The 21304-nt window shown below is 52.7% G+C and carries 18 protein-coding genes; 12 read left to right on the top strand and 6 right to left on the bottom strand.

From position 1 onward, the window contains the following. The first annotated feature begins 16 nt into the window (after positions 1-16). Positions 17-1486 carry a FadR/GntR family transcriptional regulator gene (locus tag BED41_RS11515; RefSeq protein WP_066746349.1) on the top strand — a complete coding sequence of 490 codons (1470 nt, stop codon included), beginning with the start codon at positions 17-19 and terminating at the stop codon, positions 1484-1486. Here BED41_RS11515 and BED41_RS11510 read toward each other — a convergent pair. Together BED41_RS11510 and BED41_RS11505 are read right to left on the bottom strand one after the other, a co-directional pair. Further along, the gene (locus tag BED41_RS11510) at positions 1478-1825 is read right to left on the bottom strand and encodes a hypothetical protein (RefSeq protein WP_066746346.1); all 348 of its coding nucleotides are present in this window, start codon (positions 1823-1825) and stop codon (positions 1478-1480) included. The genes BED41_RS11515 and BED41_RS11510 overlap by 9 nt on opposite strands. Positions 1826-1886: 61 nt before the next feature. After that, a complete protein-coding gene (locus tag BED41_RS11505) occupies positions 1887-2726 on the bottom strand; it encodes an aminotransferase class IV (protein WP_066746343.1) in 840 nt (279 codons plus the stop codon). Between the two features lie 565 nt (positions 2727-3291). Here BED41_RS11505 and BED41_RS11500 point away from each other — a divergent pair. From BED41_RS11500 to BED41_RS11460, 9 genes are all read left to right on the top strand, one after another. After that, a complete protein-coding gene (locus tag BED41_RS11500; RefSeq protein ID WP_066746340.1) occupies positions 3292-5439 on the top strand; it encodes an EAL domain-containing protein in 2148 nt (715 codons plus the stop codon). Positions 5440-5521: 82 nt separating this feature from the next. Beyond that, positions 5522-5881 carry an Hpt domain-containing protein gene (locus BED41_RS11495; protein ID WP_229712300.1) on the top strand — a complete coding sequence of 120 codons (360 nt, stop codon included), beginning with the start codon at positions 5522-5524 and terminating at the stop codon, positions 5879-5881. A gap of 80 nt (positions 5882-5961) precedes the next feature. Beyond that, complete coding sequence (locus BED41_RS11490) at positions 5962-6528, top strand: biotin transporter BioY (protein WP_066746337.1); 567 nt, start codon at positions 5962-5964, stop codon at positions 6526-6528. Continuing rightward, on the top strand, positions 6515-7483 hold the full coding sequence (bioB, locus tag BED41_RS11485; protein WP_066746333.1) for a biotin synthase BioB: 969 nt from the start codon (positions 6515-6517) through the stop codon (positions 7481-7483). Before BED41_RS11490 ends, bioB begins: the two co-directional genes overlap by 14 nt. Further along, positions 7476-8171: a dethiobiotin synthase gene (bioD, locus tag BED41_RS11480; protein ID WP_066746330.1), complete on the top strand. Its 696-nt coding sequence runs from the start codon at positions 7476-7478 to the stop codon at positions 8169-8171. The genes bioB and bioD overlap by 8 nt, the downstream gene beginning before the upstream one ends. After that, positions 8168-9514, top strand: coding sequence for an adenosylmethionine--8-amino-7-oxononanoate transaminase (bioA, locus tag BED41_RS11475; RefSeq protein ID WP_066746327.1), 1347 nt, complete (start codon positions 8168-8170; stop codon positions 9512-9514). The genes bioD and bioA overlap by 4 nt, the downstream gene beginning before the upstream one ends. A gap of 192 nt (positions 9515-9706) precedes the next feature. After that, on the top strand, positions 9707-12508 hold the full coding sequence (locus BED41_RS11470) for an ATP-binding protein (RefSeq protein ID WP_168160263.1): 2802 nt from the start codon (positions 9707-9709) through the stop codon (positions 12506-12508). A 137-nt stretch (positions 12509-12645) separates the two neighbouring features. Then, positions 12646-13506, top strand: a complete 861-nt coding sequence (locus tag BED41_RS11465) for a prepilin-type N-terminal cleavage/methylation domain-containing protein (RefSeq protein WP_066746321.1) — start codon at positions 12646-12648, stop codon at positions 13504-13506. Between the two features lie 285 nt (positions 13507-13791). Further along, entirely contained in the window at positions 13792-14688 is an 897-nt protein-coding gene (locus BED41_RS11460; protein ID WP_066746318.1) for a Fic family protein, read from the top strand. 62 nt (positions 14689-14750) lie between these two features. On the opposite strand, the gene BED41_RS11455 is transcribed toward BED41_RS11460, so the two are convergent. Further along, positions 14751-16091, bottom strand: a complete 1341-nt coding sequence (locus BED41_RS11455; protein WP_333543727.1) for a sodium-dependent transporter — start codon at positions 16089-16091, stop codon at positions 14751-14753. Between the two features lie 276 nt (positions 16092-16367). On the opposite strand from BED41_RS11455, the gene BED41_RS11450 reads away from it, so the two are divergent. After that, entirely contained in the window at positions 16368-16955 is a 588-nt protein-coding gene (locus tag BED41_RS11450; RefSeq protein ID WP_066746311.1) for an NYN domain-containing protein, read from the top strand. Positions 16956-17181: 226 nt separating this feature from the next. After that, positions 17182-17508 (top strand): prepilin-type N-terminal cleavage/methylation domain-containing protein, encoded by a 327-nt coding sequence (locus BED41_RS11445; protein ID WP_066746307.1) that lies wholly within the window; start codon positions 17182-17184, stop codon positions 17506-17508. Positions 17509-17840: 332 nt separating this feature from the next. Here BED41_RS11445 and BED41_RS11440 read toward each other — a convergent pair whose 3' ends face one another. The 3 genes from BED41_RS11440 to BED41_RS11430 are packed head-to-tail and all read right to left on the bottom strand — an operon-like array spanning position 17841 to position 21150. Next, entirely contained in the window at positions 17841-20357 is a 2517-nt protein-coding gene (locus tag BED41_RS11440) for a hypothetical protein (RefSeq protein WP_066746304.1), read from the bottom strand. After that, entirely contained in the window at positions 20354-20692 is a 339-nt protein-coding gene (locus tag BED41_RS11435; RefSeq protein WP_066746301.1) for a type IV pilus modification PilV family protein, read from the bottom strand. The genes BED41_RS11440 and BED41_RS11435 overlap by 4 nt, the downstream gene beginning before the upstream one ends. Beyond that, positions 20689-21150, bottom strand: a complete 462-nt coding sequence (locus BED41_RS11430; protein ID WP_066746298.1) for a hypothetical protein — start codon at positions 21148-21150, stop codon at positions 20689-20691. The genes BED41_RS11435 and BED41_RS11430 overlap by 4 nt, the downstream gene beginning before the upstream one ends. Positions 21151-21304 lie beyond the last annotated feature (154 nt).

Genomic DNA, 21304 nt, shown 5'->3' with positions numbered 1-21304 from the left:
CGCGGGGAGATGCTACATGGAAAAGAGCAGTATGTTTCAATATCTATACAACGGAATTCTTTCGCAGATAAGGGCGGGCCGGTATATTTACGGTTCTTCCCTGCCCTCCGCCGCAGAGCTGTGCCGGATATATAACGTTGGGATACGCACCGCGCGGGACGTGCTGAAGGCGCTGCGCGACGACGGTTATATCCGCACCGAAGAGAGGCGCCGTGCGACCGTCATCCATGGGACAGAGGACGCCGGGAACGAGGCGAACCTGAGAGAGACGCTGGCGCGGAGAAACTGCATGTCGGAGGTCTATGACGCTATGGAACTGCTGATGACGCCGCTCCTCATCTTCTGCGCGCAGCAGTGCGGCGACGACGAGCTGCTTGCCGTTGACGCCGGTGCTAAAAAAATGGCGCGTCTTTCCTGGATTGAGCGGTGGCGTCTCTCGTCGCAGCTGCTGCATACGATCCTTAAAAAGGCGGATAATCCGCTCTTCAATGATCTCTATTCAAGTTTGGAGCTTTACGCCAAGATCCCGTTTTTTGAGGGGTACCGCCATCCCTTCGAGATCGCCGCGGATGAGGCTGAACATAACTTCCGCTGGCGGATCGAGCCTCTGGTGCGGCGTAATTATCATGAGGCCGACAGGCGTCTCCGCTCGATGTACAGCTCCGTTAGGTCATATGTGGAGGGCTATCTCCAGCTTCTGGCTGAGGACGGCCGTGCCATTTGCCCGCCGGAGCAGGAAAAATTCCACTGGGATGCCGCGAAGGGTAAGGTATATCTCTATGCGGAGATCGTGCGGGATATCACGCACGAAATATCTCTCGGCCGCTGGCGTGACGGCTGCTTTCTGCCAGCCTCGAAGGAGCTTGCCGCGCATTACGGCGTCTCCCTTTACGTGGTGCGCCAGGCGCTGAAGATGCTTGAGGGACGCGGATTCATTGTTATACGCAACGGCCGCCGGGCACAGGTCTCCCTCGCGTCGGTGGGCGCGGACATCAGACGTTTTTCGGAGCCGGAGCAGAAGCGGGACATCTGGGTCTACCTCCACGCGCTCCAGCTGATGACCGTACTTTTCCCCCACGCGGCGCGTCTCGCGGCAGATCGCTTTACGGAGGAACAGCGGCTGTATCTGCGCGAAAGCCTCGACAAAAATGGGGTGGCCGTGATCAGGAGTTTTGTGGAATGTGTATTCGAGGCTCTTCCGTCGGAGACCCTGCGCACCATCTTCAAAGAGATAAACGGACTGCTCCTCTGGGGGGAGCATCTCATGTACCAGCCCGGAGCGTCCGACCGTATCGCCGCCCTCGCCAGACTCTGCCGTCAAGCGATGTCGGCGTTAGACAGGGGAGATAACGTGAGCTTCGCCGGGCTGCTGAACGAAATCTTTATCCACGTGCTCCTGCGCATGAAAAAATTCGCCGCCTCCGCGGGTATGCCAGAGGTGAGAAAGATAAAGGTCCCCGCATCCAGGGCGGCTGGATCAGAATAGATTTACGAGAAGGAAAAAGAGCAGCGCCGCAAGCAATATTCCCTGCGTGACAATGCTTAAGAACAGCGGCGCCTCCCGGTAAAAACGTCCCGCCGCCGTTTCTTTTCGCCGGTGATGCCACGAGATCAGCAGGCAGATAACCAAGCTCAGCGGGCTGGCCATCGCCGCCGTGCTGAAAGCGGCAAGGATGTGGTAACCCCAATGGTAGAAAAAGGCTCCCGTCCACGCCAACTCCGTATACAGGGAGGCAATGGCGGCGGCGAACAACAGCGTCAGCGCGGCGCTTAATAGAGAATAGGCGACGGGGATGAAGAAGGAGAGGCGCAGAAATTTTTTCATGATATGCGAATGGGCGGGACAGAGTTTTTACTCCGTTCCGCCCGCGTTTTTAATTTTTCTGTCAGTCCATCCAGCGCTGCTGGTTTTTCAGGAAGATATGCTGGAGGTTCTGCGCCACGGGGCCGGGGCGGCCGCTGCCGATCTGCTGCGCGCCGACGCGCACGACGGGGAGTATCTCCTTGACCGTGCCGGTGATGAAAGCCTCGTCGGCGCTGGCGAGCTCGCTCTCCAGCGGGCAGCGCTCCTCAACGGTGAAGCCGTTCTCCCTCGCGAGGGTGATGATGATGTCGCGGGTTACGCCTTTGAGGACCTTTCCGACGGGGGCGGTGATAATCTTTCCGTCCTTGCAGAGGAAGAAGTTGCTGCTCATCGCCTCGGTGATCTCGCCCTCCGGGGTGATATAGAGGGTCTCAAAATTTACCCTCTGGGTCTTTGAGAGCGGGATGAGGCCGAAGAGGTAATTTGTGCTTTTAATGAGCGGGAAGGGGCGCGCGACGCGGTTCGGCTCAAGAGCGATGCCGTTTTTCTTTTCCTCGTCCGTCGGTTTGTGCACCTCGTCAAAGATTATGAAAAACCGCGGATTGGGGAAACTTCCCTTGTTGTTTACATCTCCGCCGGTGATATAGGGTTTTACGAGGCCGTCGAAGTTTTTGTTGTCAGGCAGCGCGAGCCCCTCGCGGATCAGCCCGGGGAGCTTTTCGATTATCTCTTCCGCCATGATGCCGGAGCCCGCGGCGCTTCCCGCGAGCCTCTCGAGGTGCTGCTTCATCGCGAAGGGGGTCCCATCATATATCCTGATCGACTCGAACGCTCCTACGCCTCGCTGGATCGCCATGTCAGTCAGCGGCAGGGCGCACTCTGAAACGGGGGAGAATCTTCCGTTGTAATAACAAAGTACCAAGATCTATACCTTCTTTCTTAATGATACCTCTACGAATTTACTGTAGAAGTATAACTCTAAATGGCCGATAGACAAGATATATTTTACAGCTTTTAAAAAATATTATAACGCGCAAATTACCCGTCATGGTTCCTGCGGTTTATCGGCAGGGCAGGGCCGCGTACATCCATCATGCCGTATCATGATTGCCCGTATGCCTTAGCCGGAACGCGGTCACGATATCCCCTTTATTGCCCACGCGGCGGTGACCTCTGAATTTTTACCTCTCCTTTCATATATTCCCTTCGTCAGCCTCTCAGCTGCTCGCTTTGATTATGCCGCATCCTGCCAATTTATATTTGAATTTGGATAAAAATGATAGCCTTGCCTGAAAGTCCGCCGTTAAATCGCATATTGTTTATTTATGAAATTTTATTACTTAATCTTTTAAAATATAAATAAATATTGTACTGAAAAGAAAAAATAACGTATAATTATGATTACCGGTATCGACTGAGAATGTTTAACTGTTATCCCTCACAGCGACAGGGATCGGTCGGTTGTCGGACATGGAGGGATTTATGCGATGCCGGGGAAATATATTCTGGCCGTGGATGATAGCCTGGTCAACAGGAAAATACTTTCAAAAATTATCTCCGGTGAGTACTCGGTAATTGAGGCGGAAAACGGGGAAATGGCTATTGAGATCCTGCGCCGTCAATATAGTGAGATTGTGGCGATCATCCTTGACATAGTCATGCCTGTGATGGACGGCTATTTGGTGCTTGAGCGTGTCGCAGACGACGAGCGGTTTAAGAATATCCCCATCATAATTGCAACGGAAAAGAGCGACAATGAGAGCGAAATAAAGGCGCTGCGTCTTGGCGCGTGGGATTTTGTCTCCAAGCCGTACAACGGTGAGATAATAAAGTTCCGTATCAAAAACGCTATCGAGCGGAGCCAGCTTTATACGCTCCAACAGCTTCGCTACCTTGCGGAATTTGACGAACTTACCGGCATATACAACAAAAATAAGTTTTATAAATCGACGCGCGAGATGCTGCTTGCCAATCCGGGGGCGGACTTTGTCCTGATCCGCTTTGACGTGGATCGCTTCCAGCTGATAAATTCATTTTTCGGCACTCAGGAGGGAGACCGGCTTCTTAAATATATCGCCAAAATGCTGAGCGGGTATGTCTCGGATAAACAGCCCTCGGCCTATGGCCGCATAGAGGCCGATGTATTCTGTCTCTGTTTCCCCTCCTCCTACATGGCGGATATTGAGACGTCGATGTCAAAGATACGCGACCTCGTGGCCTCATACAACCTCAACTACGATATCGTACCCTCCTGCGGCATCTACTATATAACGGACCGCGGAATGCCGATCGAGATAATGTATGACCGCGCGACCCTTGCCGCGAAGCGGTGCAAGGGCAACTATGTTAATTTCTACGCCGTATACGACGGCAGCATGAGCGCGCAGATCGTGCGCGAGCAGGAAATTACGAATGAAATGTCCTCCGCCCTTGCCACTGGGCAGTTCCAGATATACCTGCAGCCGAAATACCATATCGCCTCCAACCTGCCCGTCGGCGCGGAGGCGCTGGTCCGCTGGTTTCACCCACAGAAGGGACTCATTCCGCCTGGAGACTTCGTCCCTGTCTTTGAGCGAAACGGCTTTATACCGAAACTCGACTATTATGTCTGGGAAGAGGTCTGCAGACTCTTACGCAAATGGGCCGACGAGGGGCGGGAACTTTATCCCATCTCGGTTAACATCTCGCGCGTCGATCTCTATAATCCGAGACTTGCTGAAATGGTCATCGAGCTCACGGAAAAATATGATCTGCCGTCCGAGCTTCTTAACCTCGAGCTGACGGAGAGCGCCTATACCGACAACCCTGTGGCGATGAGCGAGACGATGGCGAAGCTCCAGTCTAAGGGTTTCACGATCATGATGGACGATTTTGGCTCCGGATATTCCTCTCTCAATATATTGAAAGACATCAGCGTCGACGTCCTTAAGATAGATATGCGCTTCCTATCAAAGACAAAGATCCCCGGTAGGGGAGAAAACATCATCGCCTCCGTCGTACGCATGGCTAAATGGCTCCACATCCCAGTTATCGCCGAGGGAGTCGAGACGAAAGATCAGGTGGAATTCCTGCGCAGTATCGGCTGCGAATATGTGCAGGGTTTTTACTTCGCGAAGCCGATGCCGGTCGAGGCGTATGCCGACCTGGTAGAGAAGAACGGCGGGCTCTCACAGCCGGTTGGCGCCAGCTTTGAATTCAACGGCAGCCAGATGTGTATATCAGACAATCGGTTGGAGGAGCTCTTCGCCGATATGCTGCAGCCGGTGGCGATATATGAATTTGAAAATGATAAAGTAGAGGCGGTACGTGTCAATACGCCCTTCTTTGAACTTCTCGGCTATGACGACGGCTCGATAACGGGCGGAACGCCGCTTGACCTTATCGACCCCAAGTATCATGATAGTATAATAGATACCTTTCGAAGAGTGGCGGAAACGCGTGAGGAAGAGGAGTGCGAATATCTGCGCCGGACGAGCGACGGAAAGTCTAAGTGGCTGCGGATCAGGCTGAAGTATATCAGCAAGATCGGCGCGCGCTGCATTTTAGTCGGCGTACTGACCGATATTACCATTCAGCGTGAGTTGGACATGGACTCTATGCGGCTGAACGGAGAAATGGGAAAAGAAGATAAATAGACGGCATGGTTAGCGAGCCCATACCAAAAGACAGACGGCCTGTCCGATAGAGACGGGAGTTTTTTGAGAAAGGAAGAGCCGGATGATGAACAAATTATATGGTGAGCTTAGAGGTTGGGGCTGCGATGTTGACGGCGCCTTGGAAAGGGTGATTAACGACGATGAGCTTTACCTGGCCTGTCTGCAGAGCATTGCTCATGACGAGACCTTCTTTTCTCTCGGAGACGCGCTGCGCGCCGGCGACAATGAGAGGGCCTTCGACTGCGCCCATACGCTGAAGGGCGTGCTTGCCAACCTTGGCCTGACCCCGATCTACGATATCGTCGTACGTATTGTGGAGCCGCTTCGCGCGAAGAGCGCCGAAGGCGTAATGGAAGAATATGAAAAGCTGCTCGCCGCACGCGAGCGGCTGGAAAAGACGATAAGGAAATATGTCAACTAATGTAAATTAATAGGTTGACATAACTTTAAGCGGCATGGTAAATTCTCCTGGAAGAAAACTTTCTTTTGGGAGGATTTGTTATGTTAAGTGGCAGACTTGATACCCGGCAGATGACGTTATGCGCCCTCTTTACCGCGCTGATCGCGGTGGGAGCGCAGATAAAGGTGCCTTTGCCGGTAGTTCCGTTCACGCTTCAATTTCTTTTCACCACCCTTGCGGGGCTTTTGCTCGGCGGCAGGCTCGGCGCGTTATCAGTGGCCGTCTACCTCATCCTTGGCCTTGCTGGCGCACCCGTATTCACCGAAGGCGGCGGTCCCGCCTATCTGCTGAAACCCTCCTTCGGCTACCTGATCGGGTTTATGCTTGGCGCCTGGTCAACGGGGATAATAGCCTCCCGCACGCGGCCTCTCAGTTTAAAAAGGGCCGCCGCGGCCTCGGCGTGCGGCCTTGCTGTCGTCTATATATGCGGTATGGCCTACTGTTATCTCATCTCAAACTTTGTCCTGGCGCAGCCTCTGAGCTTTGAGGCGCTTTTCATCTACTGTTTTCTGCTCGCCGTCCCCGGCGACATCCTGCTCTGCTTTGTCGGGGCGCTGCTCGCGGTACGTCTCGCGGAGAGGAGTCCGCTTAGCTATGTGCGCTCTTGAAGATCTGAAAAAACGTGTTCTGCGGGGCGGCCTGATATCAGCAGGGGAGGCGGCGTGTCTCTGTCGCGTTCCGCTTGCGTCTTTGTGCGCCGCCGCCGCCGAGATACGCGAAAAACGCTGTGGCAGCGGCTTTGACCTCTGCGCAATCGTGAACGCGAAGAGCGGACGCTGCTCTGAGGACTGCAAATTTTGCGCGCAGTCGGGCCGCTGTACGGCCGATATCAGCGAATACCCGCTGCTGTCGGAGGAGGCGGTAGTCGCGGCGGCCCACGCGGCGGAGGCGGGCGGCGCGCTGCGCTTTTCGCTCGTCACCTCCGGCGGCAGACTATCGGATGAAGAACTTGCGTCGGTCTGCCGCTGCGCTGCGAGGATAAAAAGCGAGACGGGGCTCTCCGTCTGCGCCTCACTCGGCCTGCTCGCCGCGCCGCAGTTCGCGGCGCTCAGGGAGGCCGGGGTGGAGCGCATACACAACAACCTTGAGAGCTCGGAAAAGTTTTTTCCCAACATCTGCACGACCCACAGCTGGCGGGAAAAAACGGCGGCGATCGCGGCGGCGCGCTCCACGGGGCTCTCCGTATGCAGCGGCGGTATCATCGGCCTCGGCGAGACGATGGAAGACCGCATAGATATGGCCTTCGAGCTGCGCGCTTTGGGGATAAGGTCTGTGCCGCTGAACATTCTCAATCCGATCGCGGGCACGCCCTTCGCGAAAAACAGGCCTCTGACGGACGAAGAGATACTGCGCACCGTAGCGATATACCGCTTTATCCTGCCTGAGGCCGCGATACGTCTCGCGGGCGGCAGGGGACTGCTCTCCGACAGGGGCTATTCATGCTTCAAGTACGGGGCGAACGCCGCGATTACGGGTGATATGCTGACGACGGCGGGAATATCGCCGCAAAAAGACCGCGAGATGATCGCCTCGCTGGGCTTCGAGGTGAGAAAAGATGGCTAAGGGGCTGTTTGTCACCGGCACCGGCACCGACGTCGGGAAGACCTACGTCACCGCTTTGATCGTGAAGAAGCTGCGGGAGGCGGGGCTGAACGCCGGTTATTACAAGGCGGCCCTCAGCGGCGCTGAGCGCGTGGACGGCCGCCTGGTCCCAGGCGACGCGGAATTTGTCCGCCGTGCCGCCGGCATCGCGGGCGATCCGTTGGAGTCTGTCTCCCGCATCTACGAACACGCCTATTCGCCGCACCTTGCCGCAAAGATAGAGGGCGGGCCGCTGCGGATGGAGACCGTCAGGGAAGATTTCCGCCGCCTGTCGGAGAGATACGACCCGCTGACCGTTGAGGGCAGCGGAGGCATCGTCTGTCCGATATCCTTCGGCGAGGGGGAGCGGCTGATGCTTGCGGACATCGTCCGCGGACTCGGGCTTCCCGCCGTCGTTGTCTCCGGCTCGGGGCTGGGGGCGATAAACGCCGCCGTACTTACCGTCGGCTACATGCGGGCGCACGGCATGGAGCCGCGCGCCGTGATCATGAACGGCTGGGTTCCCGGCGGCATTATTGAGGAGGACAACAGAATGATGATCGAAGAGCTTACCGGCCTTCCCGTCGCCGCGGCTGTCGAGCGCGGTGCGGATGATATCGGAATCGGGGCGGCGGAACTTCTGAAACTTTATGGAGGAGAGATAAGATGAATGCTCTCGCGGCGCGTGACCTGAAACATATCTGGCATCCCTGTTCGCAGATGAAGGATTACGAGGAGCTGCCGCCGATTCCGATCAGGGAGGGGCGCGGCGTATATCTCTACGGGTATGACGGCAAGGAATACATCGATATAGTCAGCTCTTGGTGGTGCAACCTTCTGGGGCACTGCCACCCGGCGGTAAACGCGGCGGTGAAGGAGCAGATAGACCGCCTCGAACACGTCATCTTCGCGAACTTTACGCATGAACCGGCGGTTCGGCTCTGCGAGGAGCTTGCGGAGATCATGCCGCCGGGGCTTTCTAAGTTCAATTTCTCGGACAACGGCTCCGCCTCCGTGGAGTGCGCGCTAAAAATGAGCTTCCAGTATCAGCACCAGAGCGGACATCCTGAAAAGAGGCGTTTTCTCTGTCTCTCCGAGGGTTACCACGGAGAGACGATCGGCGCGCTTTCCGTCGGCGCGATGGATCTCTACGCGAAAATATACAAGCCGATGCTCATGGAGACGGTGCGGGTCGAGGCTCCAGACTGCTACCGCTGCAAATATGGGCAAAGACGCGATAGCTGCTCATGCGAATGCTTTGCCGATGCGGAGGAAAAATTTGCCCGCCACGCGCGCGAATGCTGCGCGATCATCGTGGAGCCGCTGCTGCAGGGCAGCGCGGGGATGAGAATATACCCGCCGCTCTATCTGAAAAAACTCCGAGCGCTCTGCGACCGTTATAATGTGCTTCTCATCGCCGACGAGATCGCCACAGGCTTTGGCCGCACGGGGAAGATGTTTGCCTTTGACCACGCGGGTGTGAGCCCCGACATCATGTGCATCTCCAAGGGACTTACCGGCGGCTATCTGCCGATGGCGGTCACCGTCGTCACCGACACGATATACGACGCCTTCTACGACGACTACAATAAGGGGCGCGCCTTCATGCACAGCCACACCTACAGCGGCAACCCGCTGGGCTGCGCCGCGGCGCTCGCCGTGCAGCGCGTGCTGCGGGAAGATCGCGTGCTGGAGGGCGCCGCGGCGCGTGCCGTTGAACTCCACGCCATGCTGGAGGAGCACTTTGCCGGACACCATAACGTGGGAGAGATCCGCCATATCGGACTGATCAACGCCATTGAGCTTGTGCGTGACGTAAAGACGAAGGAACCCTTTCCCGCGCGGGAGCGCACCGGCTACCGGATATACAAAAAGGCTCTCGAACTGGGGCTTATACTGCGTCCGCTCGGCGACGTCATCTATTTCAATCCGCCGCTGACGATTGGCGCGGAGGCGGCGGCGCGCGCGGTGAAACTCTGCGAAGAGGCGGTTGCCTCCGTGCTGGGCGGCTGATTCTTTCCGTTTGTCAAAAGTTTTAGGGGAACTAGGTTAAACTGATTTTTTGCTTTGGCAATGTAAATGGAGGTGTCGGTCCGCTTTATATTATCGAAAAATGCTATAATCAACATATGAAGATGGAATATCTTCGCGGAGCTGAAGAAAGCTTCGATTTTAGATATGCCCCTAAGCAGGGAGCTGGCGTTAATGTTTGGAGTACTTGATCTGCCGTCAAAGAATAAAAAAGGCGCATCATCTTTATGGAAGCCTTTTGTCTTGTGTATTCTCCTATCGGTAATTATCCTCTCTTTGGCGGCGGGAAAGAGCTGTGCCCTGCCGCCGGAGCCGTACGGCAGAGGCGCAACCGTGCGTGTGGGCGGATTTATGGACGGCGGTCCCGATATGCCTGAGGGCAGCAACGGTTATATTTACGAGTATCTTCTGGCGCTGGCGCAGTTTACAGGCTGGAAGTACGAATTTATCGGCGGCACCCTCGCGGAGACCATAGAGCGGCTTGAGCGCGGTGAGGTCGACGTCGTCGGCTATCTGCGCAAAGACCAGTACCGCGGAAATCGGTTAGCCTTTTCCCCACTCTCTACCGGACGCAGCACTCAGTGCATCGTGGTGAGGAACGACGATGGGCGTTTCGCCTACGAAGATTTCTCCTCCTTTAACGGCGCGCGCGCCGCGCTTGTCATGGGTAGCCCCGATAATAAAAAATATCTTAATTACTGCCGCGCCAAAGGGTTTTCCACCCATAACACCTTCTATCCCAGTTACAAGGAGGCAGTTGGTGCGCTGACGGATGGAAGAGCTGACATCCTTTTTTCGGATAACTTCCGTCTTGGCAGGGGACTCAAGATCGTTGCGCGTTTTGCCCCAGAAAGCTTTTATTTTGCGGTGAATAAAGACAACACTGTCCTTTGGGAGAAACTTAACCAGGCGCTCAACGAACTTAACTTCTTCTACCCCAGCTTTAACTCCGACCTTTACAATAAATATTACGGCACGGAGCGCGAGACCGCCGTCGTATTCACTCGCGCTGAGCGGGATTATATCAAAAGCGCCCCGCATGTCGTAATACTATATGATGATACATGGTATCCGATGGAATACTACGACGCCAAAGAGAAAAAGTTTTTCGGCATCGTCCCGGAGATCCTCGCACTGATATCCGAGAAATCAGGGCTTAAGTTCACCCCCGAGGGGATCAACGCGCCCGCTCCGGCGCTGTCGGGCAAGATGAAAAGCGAAAAAAACATCGTCAGCTCTATGACCTATGACTATATATGGGCCACGAAAAACGGGGCGAATGTCACGCCGCTATTCACCCAAGCCGCGATTGTCTGTGTGAAAAAGAGCCGTGCCGCGCCGGTCGACAGCGTGGCGGTGCTCAACCGCAACTATATCGCCTCCAACGTGCGTAAATTTGCCCCCGGCATGAAATATGTCTCCTATTCCTCGACCCTTGACTGTATCAAGGCGGTCAAGAGGGGAGATGTCGGCTGTACCTTCATCAACGCCTACGAGGCAGGTTACTATTCATCCTTTGCCAAATACCGTAATCTCTACTACGAAGGAGTCTCGGGAGAGACGCAGAGCCTCTCTCTCGGAGTCTCGGCGGGGGCGGACCCGCTGCTTTTCTCCATAATATCCAAGACGCTTGAAAGCCTCCCCGCGAGCGATATCCGCGATATCGTGCGCCGGAACACGGAAAAATACTATCAGCCCAGATGGAGCGACATAATCTACACCGATCCGGAAAAGGCGGCCGCGCTGGCCGGTCTCTTTGCCACCACCCTGGCGGCGCTGGTCCTGCTCTGGCGTATGTACAGGATAAAGAAAGAAAAGAATCTAGAGCTTGAGCGGGCGAATGAAGCGAAGAGCAAATTCCTCGCCTCCATGAGCCACGAGATCCGCACGCCGCTCACTACGATAATCGGCATCAACGACGAGATCGCCGAGTCATCGCCCACCGAAGAGATAAAGACTGCGAGCGAAAAGATCAAGAAGGCTTCGGAGCACCTTCTTTCCCTGATAAACGACGTGCTTGACATGAGTAAGATAAACGAGGGCAAAATGGAGCTGCGCAAAGATTCATTTGACCTTGCGGAGACGGTGCGCGCCGTCGGGGTGATCTACGCCGCCGTTGCTTCGCGGCAGGGGCTTGCCTTCCGGCTGGAGTCGCCGGAGGGGGAGCTGTTTGTAAGCGCCGATGAGCTGCGTATCAGACAGATATTGATAAACCTTATCTCAAACGCAATAAAATACAACCGCCCCGGCGGAGAGGTCGCGCTTCGTCTTGAGCTGCTCTCCACAGATGAAAAAGAGCTCTCTGTGAGGCTGTCCGTGGAGGATACGGGCATCGGCATAAAAAAAGAGAACCTCGACGCGATATTCACCGAATTCGAGCAGGAGGGGCGCAGCGGCGGCGCCGTCAAAGGCACGGGGCTGGGGCTGGCGATTGCTTCAAAGATTGCCGCGATGCTGGGCAGCTGGATACATGTTGAGAGCGAGCCCGACAGAGGCAGCCGCTTCTGGTTTGACCTGAGGCTGGAGCGCGCGCTGCCCGCCGCCGAAACTTCGCGGGACGGGCTTCTCGCCGAGGACGCCTATAAGGGGCGGAAGGTCATCGTCGCCGAAGACCACCCGATCAACGCGAGCATCGTGCGGCGAATGCTGGAGAAGTGGGGAATAGAGTGCCTGATGGCGGAAAACGGCAGGATATGCGCCGACATCTTCGCAGCCTCGGCTCCGAAAGAGATAGACGCCATACTCATGGATATCCAGATGCCCATTATGACGGGATACGAGGCGGCGCGCGCGATCAGGGAGATGGAGCGTCCCGACGCCGCCTCCGTTCCGATCATCGCGCTGACGGCCAACGCCTTTGACGAAGACGCCTCAAAGGCGCGCGCGGCTGGAATGAACGCCCATGTGGTAAAGCCGATAGATATATCGGTCCTTTACGGGATACTGGGAAAGTTTTTCAAAGGCGGCCAAAGATAACGTATTGATGAAACGCTGAAATTTTCAGTGTTGCTGAATGGCATAATAAATTTAAAATGCTCTCAGCTGCGATTGTATTTTCATACGGGGTAAAATTTCTGATATAATACGCGGACGAGAAGCAGGTGATTATCGTTATGGAAAACAGAAAAAGATATGAGAAATGTAAAGCGTTTACCCTTGTTGAGATATTGATCGTCGTAATCATAATCGGGATACTCGCTGGGCTTATGGCTCTGAGCGCCGGGTCGTCAACGGAAACGGCGGAGAGAACGGCCTGCTTGGGTGACCGGCGTACGATAAAGAGTGCCTATTATGTTGAGCGCGCGGAAAATGGAAGCTCTTTTGGAGTCGCCCTGGAAAGAGCGATGAGGCAGTTTACCAAAGGACATGTACTGACCTCCGACGATGTGATGGCTACATATGATGGAATATGCCACGCAGGCGGCGTCTATATCATTACGGAAAGCGATGAAGGCGACGGAAAACTAGGAATAATGTGTACCATACAAGGGCATGAAGGGGAAGACCTTTATGGTTGGGCGAGGCTTCGTGTTTTTGCCGATGCTATAAATAGAATATTAAAGCTTGATGGTTCCGCAAAACAGGATGCAATCAACAAATTATTGGGCGATGGCGTAAATATCGGCGGCTCCGTAAATACCAACATAAGCGATGCTTTATTGGAAAAAATGGGGGGCTGGCCTAAATGGGAAAAGGATGATTCCCTCTATGTTCATCCGCATTTCTTAAACGGCAAGGGCGAGGTTATATATTTTGCCAACAGCGATAAAAATGCTGTCACCGGCTGGAACGCCAAAGCTATTTACTACAAGGGCCAGTGGTATCAAAAGGTTGATGCGAATGGTAAAGTCGTGTCTGTAGGAGTGTCGGCCATTTTTCAGGACGGCTCAGCTGTGGATGCTTTAAGTAGAATAGAACTTCTTGATAAAAACGGCAATATAAATGAGGTTGGCGGTTGGCAGCCGGTCCCGTAAGAACAAGACTCTTGTCATTGCCTATCTTCATCATATTAGTAAATGTTAATGTTGTATAGGCGACGCTCCGATCAAGAGCTCCGCCTATGTTATTTTTTCCCAGACTGTGTGAACAAAGCCCTCTCTGCCTGTGGTCATGATAGCTTTTACAGTAACGCCGTGCTTTTTTGTGGTTACGGCGCCGTACCGTTATCGGTAATAAATATGTGAACTTTTAGCGCTAATTTAGATGATAAATTTCCGATAACGGCATATAATACGGGAGAAGGAAATGAGGTGGCGGTTATGAAATTCCTCTCTTCTGCCGAGACAGCGAAAAAATGGAATATCTCCGAACGTGCCGTACGCGGCTACTGCGCGCAGGGACGTATCCTCGATGCTTTTTTGACCGGCAAGACATGGAACATTCCCGAGACGGCGGAGAAGCCCTCCCGAATTCCCAGGGCGAGGAAGGCTCCTGCCACTCTGCTGGAATATTTGCGGCGTGAAAAAGAGGGCGGACTTTCCGGGGGTATTTATCATAAGGTGCAGATCGACCTGACCTATAACTCCAATCATATCGAGGGCAGCCGGCTCACTCACGATCAGACGCGATATATTTTTGAAACCAACACTATTGGCGTTTCGGATCAGGCCGTGGACTTGGACGACGTGCTGGAGACGGCCAACCATTTCCGCTGCATCGATATGATAATCGACAATGCGGCGCGTCCGTTGAGTGAGCATTTTATCCTCGAACTTCATGCCGCGCTGAAAAATGGAACCAGCGACAGCCGTAAGGGCTGGTTCGCCGTCGGAAAGTACAAGCGGATGCCGAACGAGGTCGGAGGACGCAGGACAGCCGCTCCCGAAGAGGTTCCCCGGCGGATGCGTGAACTGCTGGCCTCTTACAGCAGCACCGGGGAAAAAACGTTGGCGGAGCTCATTGACTTTCATGTGCGCTTTGAAACTATCCATCCGTTTCAGGACGGCAACGGACGTGTTGGGCGGCTCATTCTTTTCAAAGAATGTCTCAGAAATGACATCGTGCCGTTTATCATAAACGAAAAGCTTAAAATGTTCTATTACCGCGGGATGAGCGAATGGGACTGTGAACGTGGATACCTGATGGATACCTGTCTGACCGCGCAGGACAGCTTCAAAGAAGTGCTGGATTACTTCCGAATACCTTATAAAAAATGAAGCGCGGCGCTTCCATAAAAACGCCGCGCTTTACCATTACCGAATACTATCCGTGCTTTACCCTACCACTTAAGCCCCGTAAAGAAGATCACTAAGATCGCGGCGGGGGCGACGAACTTAACCATCATCATCCAGATATTGAAAGAGCCGAAGCCGATCTTTCCGTCGCTTGTCGCCTCGCGTTTCACGAGTTCCCTGTTAAGGATCCAGCCGACGAAGATACAACAGAACATCGAGCAGAGTGGCATCATGATGCTGTCAGTCAGATAACCGGCGGCGTCAATGAAATCGCGGCTGCCGATCTTGAGACCGCCGGATAGCGAATAGGCGGAGGGAATGCCGGTGAGGAATATCAGCGCCGCCGTTATCAGCGTCGCCAGCTTCCTGTCCATGCCGTGATCGACGAAATATCCCGTAGAGCACTCAAGCAGCGATATTGAAGACGTCAGCGCCGCGACGAAGAAGAGCAGGAAGAAGATCACCGCGAAGACAACGCCGCCGCTCATCTTCGCGAAGAGCGTGGGAACGGTGATGAAAGTTAGCCCAGGACCCGCCGCGGGCTCCGCGCCGAAGGCGAATACGGCGGGGAAGATCATCAGCCCAGCGAGAAAGGCGACCGCCGTATCGATGAAGCAGATCTGCTTCACTGAAGAGACGATATTCTCTGTCTTAGGCAGATAGCTGCCGTAGATCATGATAGCGCCCGCGCCGAGCGAGAGCGAGAAAAAGCCCTGTCCCAGAGCCGCGAGCCATGTTTCGGAGGTCACCTTGGAAAAATCTGGTTTCAGATAAAACTCTATTCCCGCCATTGCCCCCGGCAGCGTCACCGCGCGGATGATGAGAACGAGCATCGCCACGAAGAGCATCGGCATCATGATTTTACAGCTTCGTTCGATGCCGCCCTTTATCCCGAATAATACGACAAGCGCCGTAATGAGCATGAATATTCCCTGATAAAAGATGACCTGGGAAGGATTTGAGACAAATGCCCCGAATATCTCCCCCGTCTTTCCCGCTCCGGCCTGCTCGATGAGATCAGTGAATGACATGAAAAAATACTTTACGATCCAGCCGCCGATCACCGAATAATATGAAAGAATGATGAAGGTGCATAATATTCCCGCCAGCCCGACTGGCTTCCATTTTTTGCCGCCGAGCTTTTCAAAGGTGTCGGCCGCGTTGAGCCTGCCCATGCGCCCGATGAGCACCTCCGCCATCATCGCCGTGATGCCGATGCAGACTATTATCACGATGTAAATAAATAGAAAGGCCGCGCCGCCGTTCCTCCCCGCTATATAGGGAAACTTCCACAGATTGCCGAGCCCCACCGCCGACCCCGCCGCCGCGAGGACGAACCCGATACGGCTCCCGAAAGACTCTCGCTTCTTCTCGTCTATCATCATAATGCCTCCTATATTATCTCTCTGCTGCGGGTTCATTGTATCATCACTGTGCAGTAAATTACAAAAAACATAGCGCATATCGCAAAAGAAATCAACATCATATAAAAAAGAGATAAAAATAAAGCTTTATTATGCTAAAATTATGAAAAACCAGAACATTATTGACAACATCTCTGGGTGTGAATATAATACAGGTATGTTCTCCCTCTTGGAGGTGTCGGGTGTACCCGTCGCAGTATCTCCAAGAGGGTTATTTTTTAGACGGGAGGAACTTAGATGCCATATGTCGAACCGCCTATAAAAAGAGCCGTAACATTTTTTGATCTACAAAATCTTTTCCTTTCGTCAAAATCCGCATGGGGTTATAGCTTCCCGAACTTTGACCCTGTTGAACTTTCGCGCCTTGTAATCACGCGGCACAGTGGCTGGAAGCTGACAGGAATCCATCTTTACACGGGAATTCATGATTCAAAAAAATCGCCGTTCTGGCACAACTTCTGGACAAAAAAGCTTGCCTCCCATAAGGCACAGGACACGCGTGTCGATATCTTTACGACGCCGCTCCATTATAATTCCGGTGTCCCTAGTGAAAAGGGAGTCGACATCCGTATCGCACTTGACCTTGTCAGGGCAGCCCGTCTGGATCAATGCGATGTCGCCATTTTATTCAGCCGAGACACGGATTTTGCCGAAGTTGCGAAAGAGATACGCGCTATAGCGTATGAAAAACAACGCTGGATTAAGATAGCCTCTGTACTGCCGGACCATCCTGATTTTAAAAGAGGCATTGACGGTACGGACTGGATCCGCCTTTCAAAAAACGACTACGATAAATGCGTTGATCAGCGCGATTATAGAAACTGACGCGACTCCTCTCCGGCACAAAACTATTAAGCCGCTAAATACCGAGTAAAGCAACGAAAGATAAATTAGTCCTTCGCGGCGTTCATATGTGGGGTCCAAGGAATTGCCAAGTCTTATTTACTGAGGCGTTTTATCCGATTATCCTATGGTTGGTTTGCCCCCTAGCGCCAAATATTCTATAATCGTGGCGGATATAGATGACTACTGAATAAAGAGGGTACTGACGATGAAAATTAAAAAGAGCACCGGATTCACGCTTGTTGAACTGCTGATAGTGATAATAATAATCGGGGTGCTTGCGGGCGGATTATTGCTTAGTGTGGGCGGTTCGGACAAAAAGGCGAAAGAGGCGGCCTGCCTGGGGAACCGCGAAGCGATAAAGGCGGGCTGGTCTATATATAAATTCGCCCATTCGTCGAACGAGACATTGCAGGAATTTATAAACGCCAAGTATCACGACCAGATATCGAATAAAGAGGCTGCCTGTCCCTCCGGCGGCGTTTACAGCGCCAGCGACGGCGATAATAACGTTGAATGCAGCGTGCATAAATAGAAATGTGAGCACAGGCGGTGGCAGTACCGACGGCGTAAGCCCGGAGGTTTGTTGGTTTTTGCCGGCGGCACGGCAAGGTTCATTCGTTAAAATTTAACGATAAGATATTTTTAATGAACTTATGGTGCTCAAGAGGCATAAAACCCTTTACAACGATGAGTCCATAATAAAAATCACGCTCCCGCTGCTGTGGTGAAGCTGTCTCCCCTAAACGGACTGTGTCTATCAAAAACAAAAAGGCCGCTCTAAACCAGTTTGTTCTGATTTAAAGCGGCCGAATGTAGATTACGCGGCCGATAGGCAGTTATACCTCTTTTCTGGCAAGCTTCCCTCTATTTGCCATGCCACATTGAGCAGGTACAATTTCCAGGTACATGCTGGATGTCCCCCACTCCGACTTTCCCGCTCTTGCTATTGTTCCCTTTGCCGTCTGAAGCTTTGTTTCCGCCGCCGGCTATTTCATCACCGGCAAAAATTTTGTTTAAAGCGCCGTCATGGTTTTTTTGCCAATTGAACATTTTATCTCTATCCGCGTCGTTCAGCTTGTTCCAGTCTCCCATATTGTATGTCTCTTCCACCTGATAGAGCAAGCCGCCCTTGGGCATTATAGCCCGTAATTCATCAATGGAGAAGCCCGGTGCAATATTTATTTCGTAAAAACGGACGCCTGTCGTCGTCGTATCAGACCCCCAAACTCTGACGCCGATATAACGCTTCCCGTCTGCCGCGTATGTTTTTTGGAGATTTTGATCGCTGGTCCATGATTTATCCCCCCATTTTGCTTGTAGATCTTTCCAGACATTGAGGTCGTAGCCACGGTAGATGGCGTAAGCGTCTTTACTGCTTTTCTCGTCATGCACAGCCATGGGATAGCGGTTTTTATTATAATTAACAGTTTCTATTTTAGTACCGTTTAGTGTTTTGCTGAAATTCTTCACGGTGTTTATATAGATGTCTCCGGATTTCTCTTCCGGGCTGCCGACGAAGTCTCCAAACCAGATCGGCTCGGAATCGTAGAAATCCGCGCCGATAAACCAAGGGTCGTTCTTGACTACCTCGCTGCGCCTATCTGGAGACATCTTGTTTAGCTCAGTGTCGGTGTCTTTCAGAGTTCTCATCCGCAATATGTAATGCGGCTTTGTTTTATCTTCGCCAGCGTAATAATACTCTAAGATAGTATAAAGTACGCGTTTTCGCTTTTTATAATATTTTTCAGCCGTCTCGTTACCTTCGAGTTTAAAGGCGTCGTTCTGCATGCCTCTGATTACGTATTCAGATTTGGCATTATTAGCGTCATTTAACGCAATTCCGTTTTTATCCGCTAAAGCGCGTTCTGGATAAGCTCCGTAAAGAGCCTCTTTTTCGCCGAATAAATCGGCAAAGTCAGGGTTTCCGCCATAGGCTTGTTGAGAATTTCCAAACAATCTAATGAGAAATGTTTTTCTGGCTTTATCATACTGAAACATATACCCATAGTCTTTGGGCGTCTTGTTGCTGTAGGCGACCCTGCCGTTTAAAAGGATTCCGTAGCCAGAGGTATCGACGATCTCCGCATCGACGATGATGGAATAGTTTGTGATGCTGGTAATGGCCATGCTTTCATAGCCATGCTCTCCCCTGGAGTAGAAGCGCTCGTCGCCCATCAAGCTCAGGCGGACGTCCGCCAGAATGGCGCTGCCGCTGTTGCTGGAACCAGGATTCAACGTGACGATTTTTTTACCTGTCTCTGTAGATACCCCGATAGTAACATCCTTTGTGTTTTCTATAAAATCATCTGTTTGTCCTCCGTTGGATAGGTGGTCAAACCACTCCGGCCATAGTTTTCCGCCCTTATTTGAGTCTTTTTTTTCTATAATGACCGCGTATGGCCCCCATGCTGGTTCACCTGTTCCAACGATGTTTTTTGCCGTGTCGGATATCTGCGGCGTCACGCGGCAGCGCACCACGCCATATGACCACTTAGTGACTGAGTCGCCATGTTTTAGATAAAAATCTTCCGATGTATTCAAGGTTTTTCCCGTCAATGGGGTTCCGGAAGAATCGACAAGCTGCCAGTGACATTCATTGATATTTTGTGCGTCAGGGGGCTCGTTGGAGATATTTCTACTGTCAATGACGTTAGCGGCGATGTACCATTCGACTATTGAGGTATCTTCATAATCCGCTATGTCTGTACCTTCAACCTTGAGGTCGTAGCTTGCCGTGACCTCGGTACCCTTAGACACGTTTGTCGAGTTGCTGATGTCTTTTGCGCCATCATAAAGCCTGATATTTTCCACAAGGACATTGAGCATCTCATCTTCGTTAAATTTGAAGCGAAGTATTGTCCCTTCAGTCAGTCCCAGCTTATCCGGCCTGTTATAAAGCGCCTTGTCTACGCCAGTCTTGTAATGTACAGCTCCGTAACGGGTATGCTGCGCGATGAGCTTCATTGCTAAGGTGTAATTTTCTCCTTTTTCATCAACGGCAGATGGTATGGAAAAAAGCACCTGTGAGATGTATTCCGAGCCGGTCAGCGGTTCTTCTCCATCTTTGCTCCTGTGAGTCAACGCACCGTCCTTGAGGTAGAGGTAATGTACATCGTCTGAGAGAACGGCAGGAATGTCAGCGTTGTCGTACGACAGTATCTCTATCTCTTTTGTCGAACTAAGCATCGGTGATATTTCCCGGTTAAATGAATCAAGCGTAAAGCGCATGCCGTTGATCAGTTCGCTGTGGGCCTCGGCCCTTCCGTACATGTCTATTCCCATCTTGATGGAAAGGGCGATCCCGCCAATGACGATCATCATAATGATGACGCCTATCAGAGCCTCGACAAGCGTGAAGGCCGCCAGTTTTTTATTATTCATGAGTTTTCCCTCTTGATGACATACATTTCGCTTCCCTTTTTATCATTGAGGCGATAACGGTGGAGCGAATAGTGTAATGTTTTGTCGCCGATGACGATACTGTCGTTTTTAATAAATTCAGCGGGCGAACCGGGAGTGCCGGTGTTTTCCAGAATGCGCTCTGCAAGAAAATTCTCCGCGTCGTTGAACAGCGCCTGCTCGCGAAGCGTCGTCTGGGCCGAGTCCATTATGATCCTCATACTGAACATTATCGTGCCGGCGACCGCCATCAGGCCGACCGTAAAGATGATGATCGCCACAAGGATTTCTGTCAGGATGCTTCCGGTGCGCCTCATTTCCCGTTCCTCCATGTCGTTATGTAGGTGTCGCCGCTTTTTACCATATTCGCCGAGACCGTAACTTTCTCACCATTATCGGCAGAGACCACGGACGTTATTGTGCAGTAGCTGTTGCTGCCCTTTATGCTGAGCGTAAGGTATACCTTTTGGGAATCGTCAAAGATAAGTTTTTTATCCGCCGAGATGCCGTTGCTGATATTGAGCGTGTTGTCAAAGGAGGTCACCCCTTTGTCGTTGCTTATCTCCTCTACGACAAGGTTGGCGGCGGTGCGGGCGATGTAGTCCAGCCGGCGCCGTTCGATATTCTGTGTCTGCCAGCCCTCGACTCTCATTGTTTTCCACGCGATACTGACGGCGATCCCGCTGATGATGAAAAGCAGGATAAAGCCTATCAATACTATTATAAGCAGCGCCGCTCCGCGATGGCGCGAACCGGATATTTTCCGCAGGGACATAGTACCGCCTCCAAATTCTTCGCATAGTATATAGTGTTACCATTGGCAGAACAAGGGTATTTTAGGTGCTTGCCCCCTTGTTTTTGTCGCATGTTTGTGGTAGTAAGGTCAGATTTCGGCAAAATGCAGCGGTGGAATATAACGCCGCGGTGGT

Source organism: Cloacibacillus porcorum (assembly GCF_001701045.1).
Lineage (GTDB): Bacteria > Synergistota > Synergistia > Synergistales > Synergistaceae > Cloacibacillus > Cloacibacillus porcorum.
The sequence above is the reverse complement of the archived record's forward strand: the minus strand, read 5'-3'. Positions and strand labels throughout refer to the sequence as shown.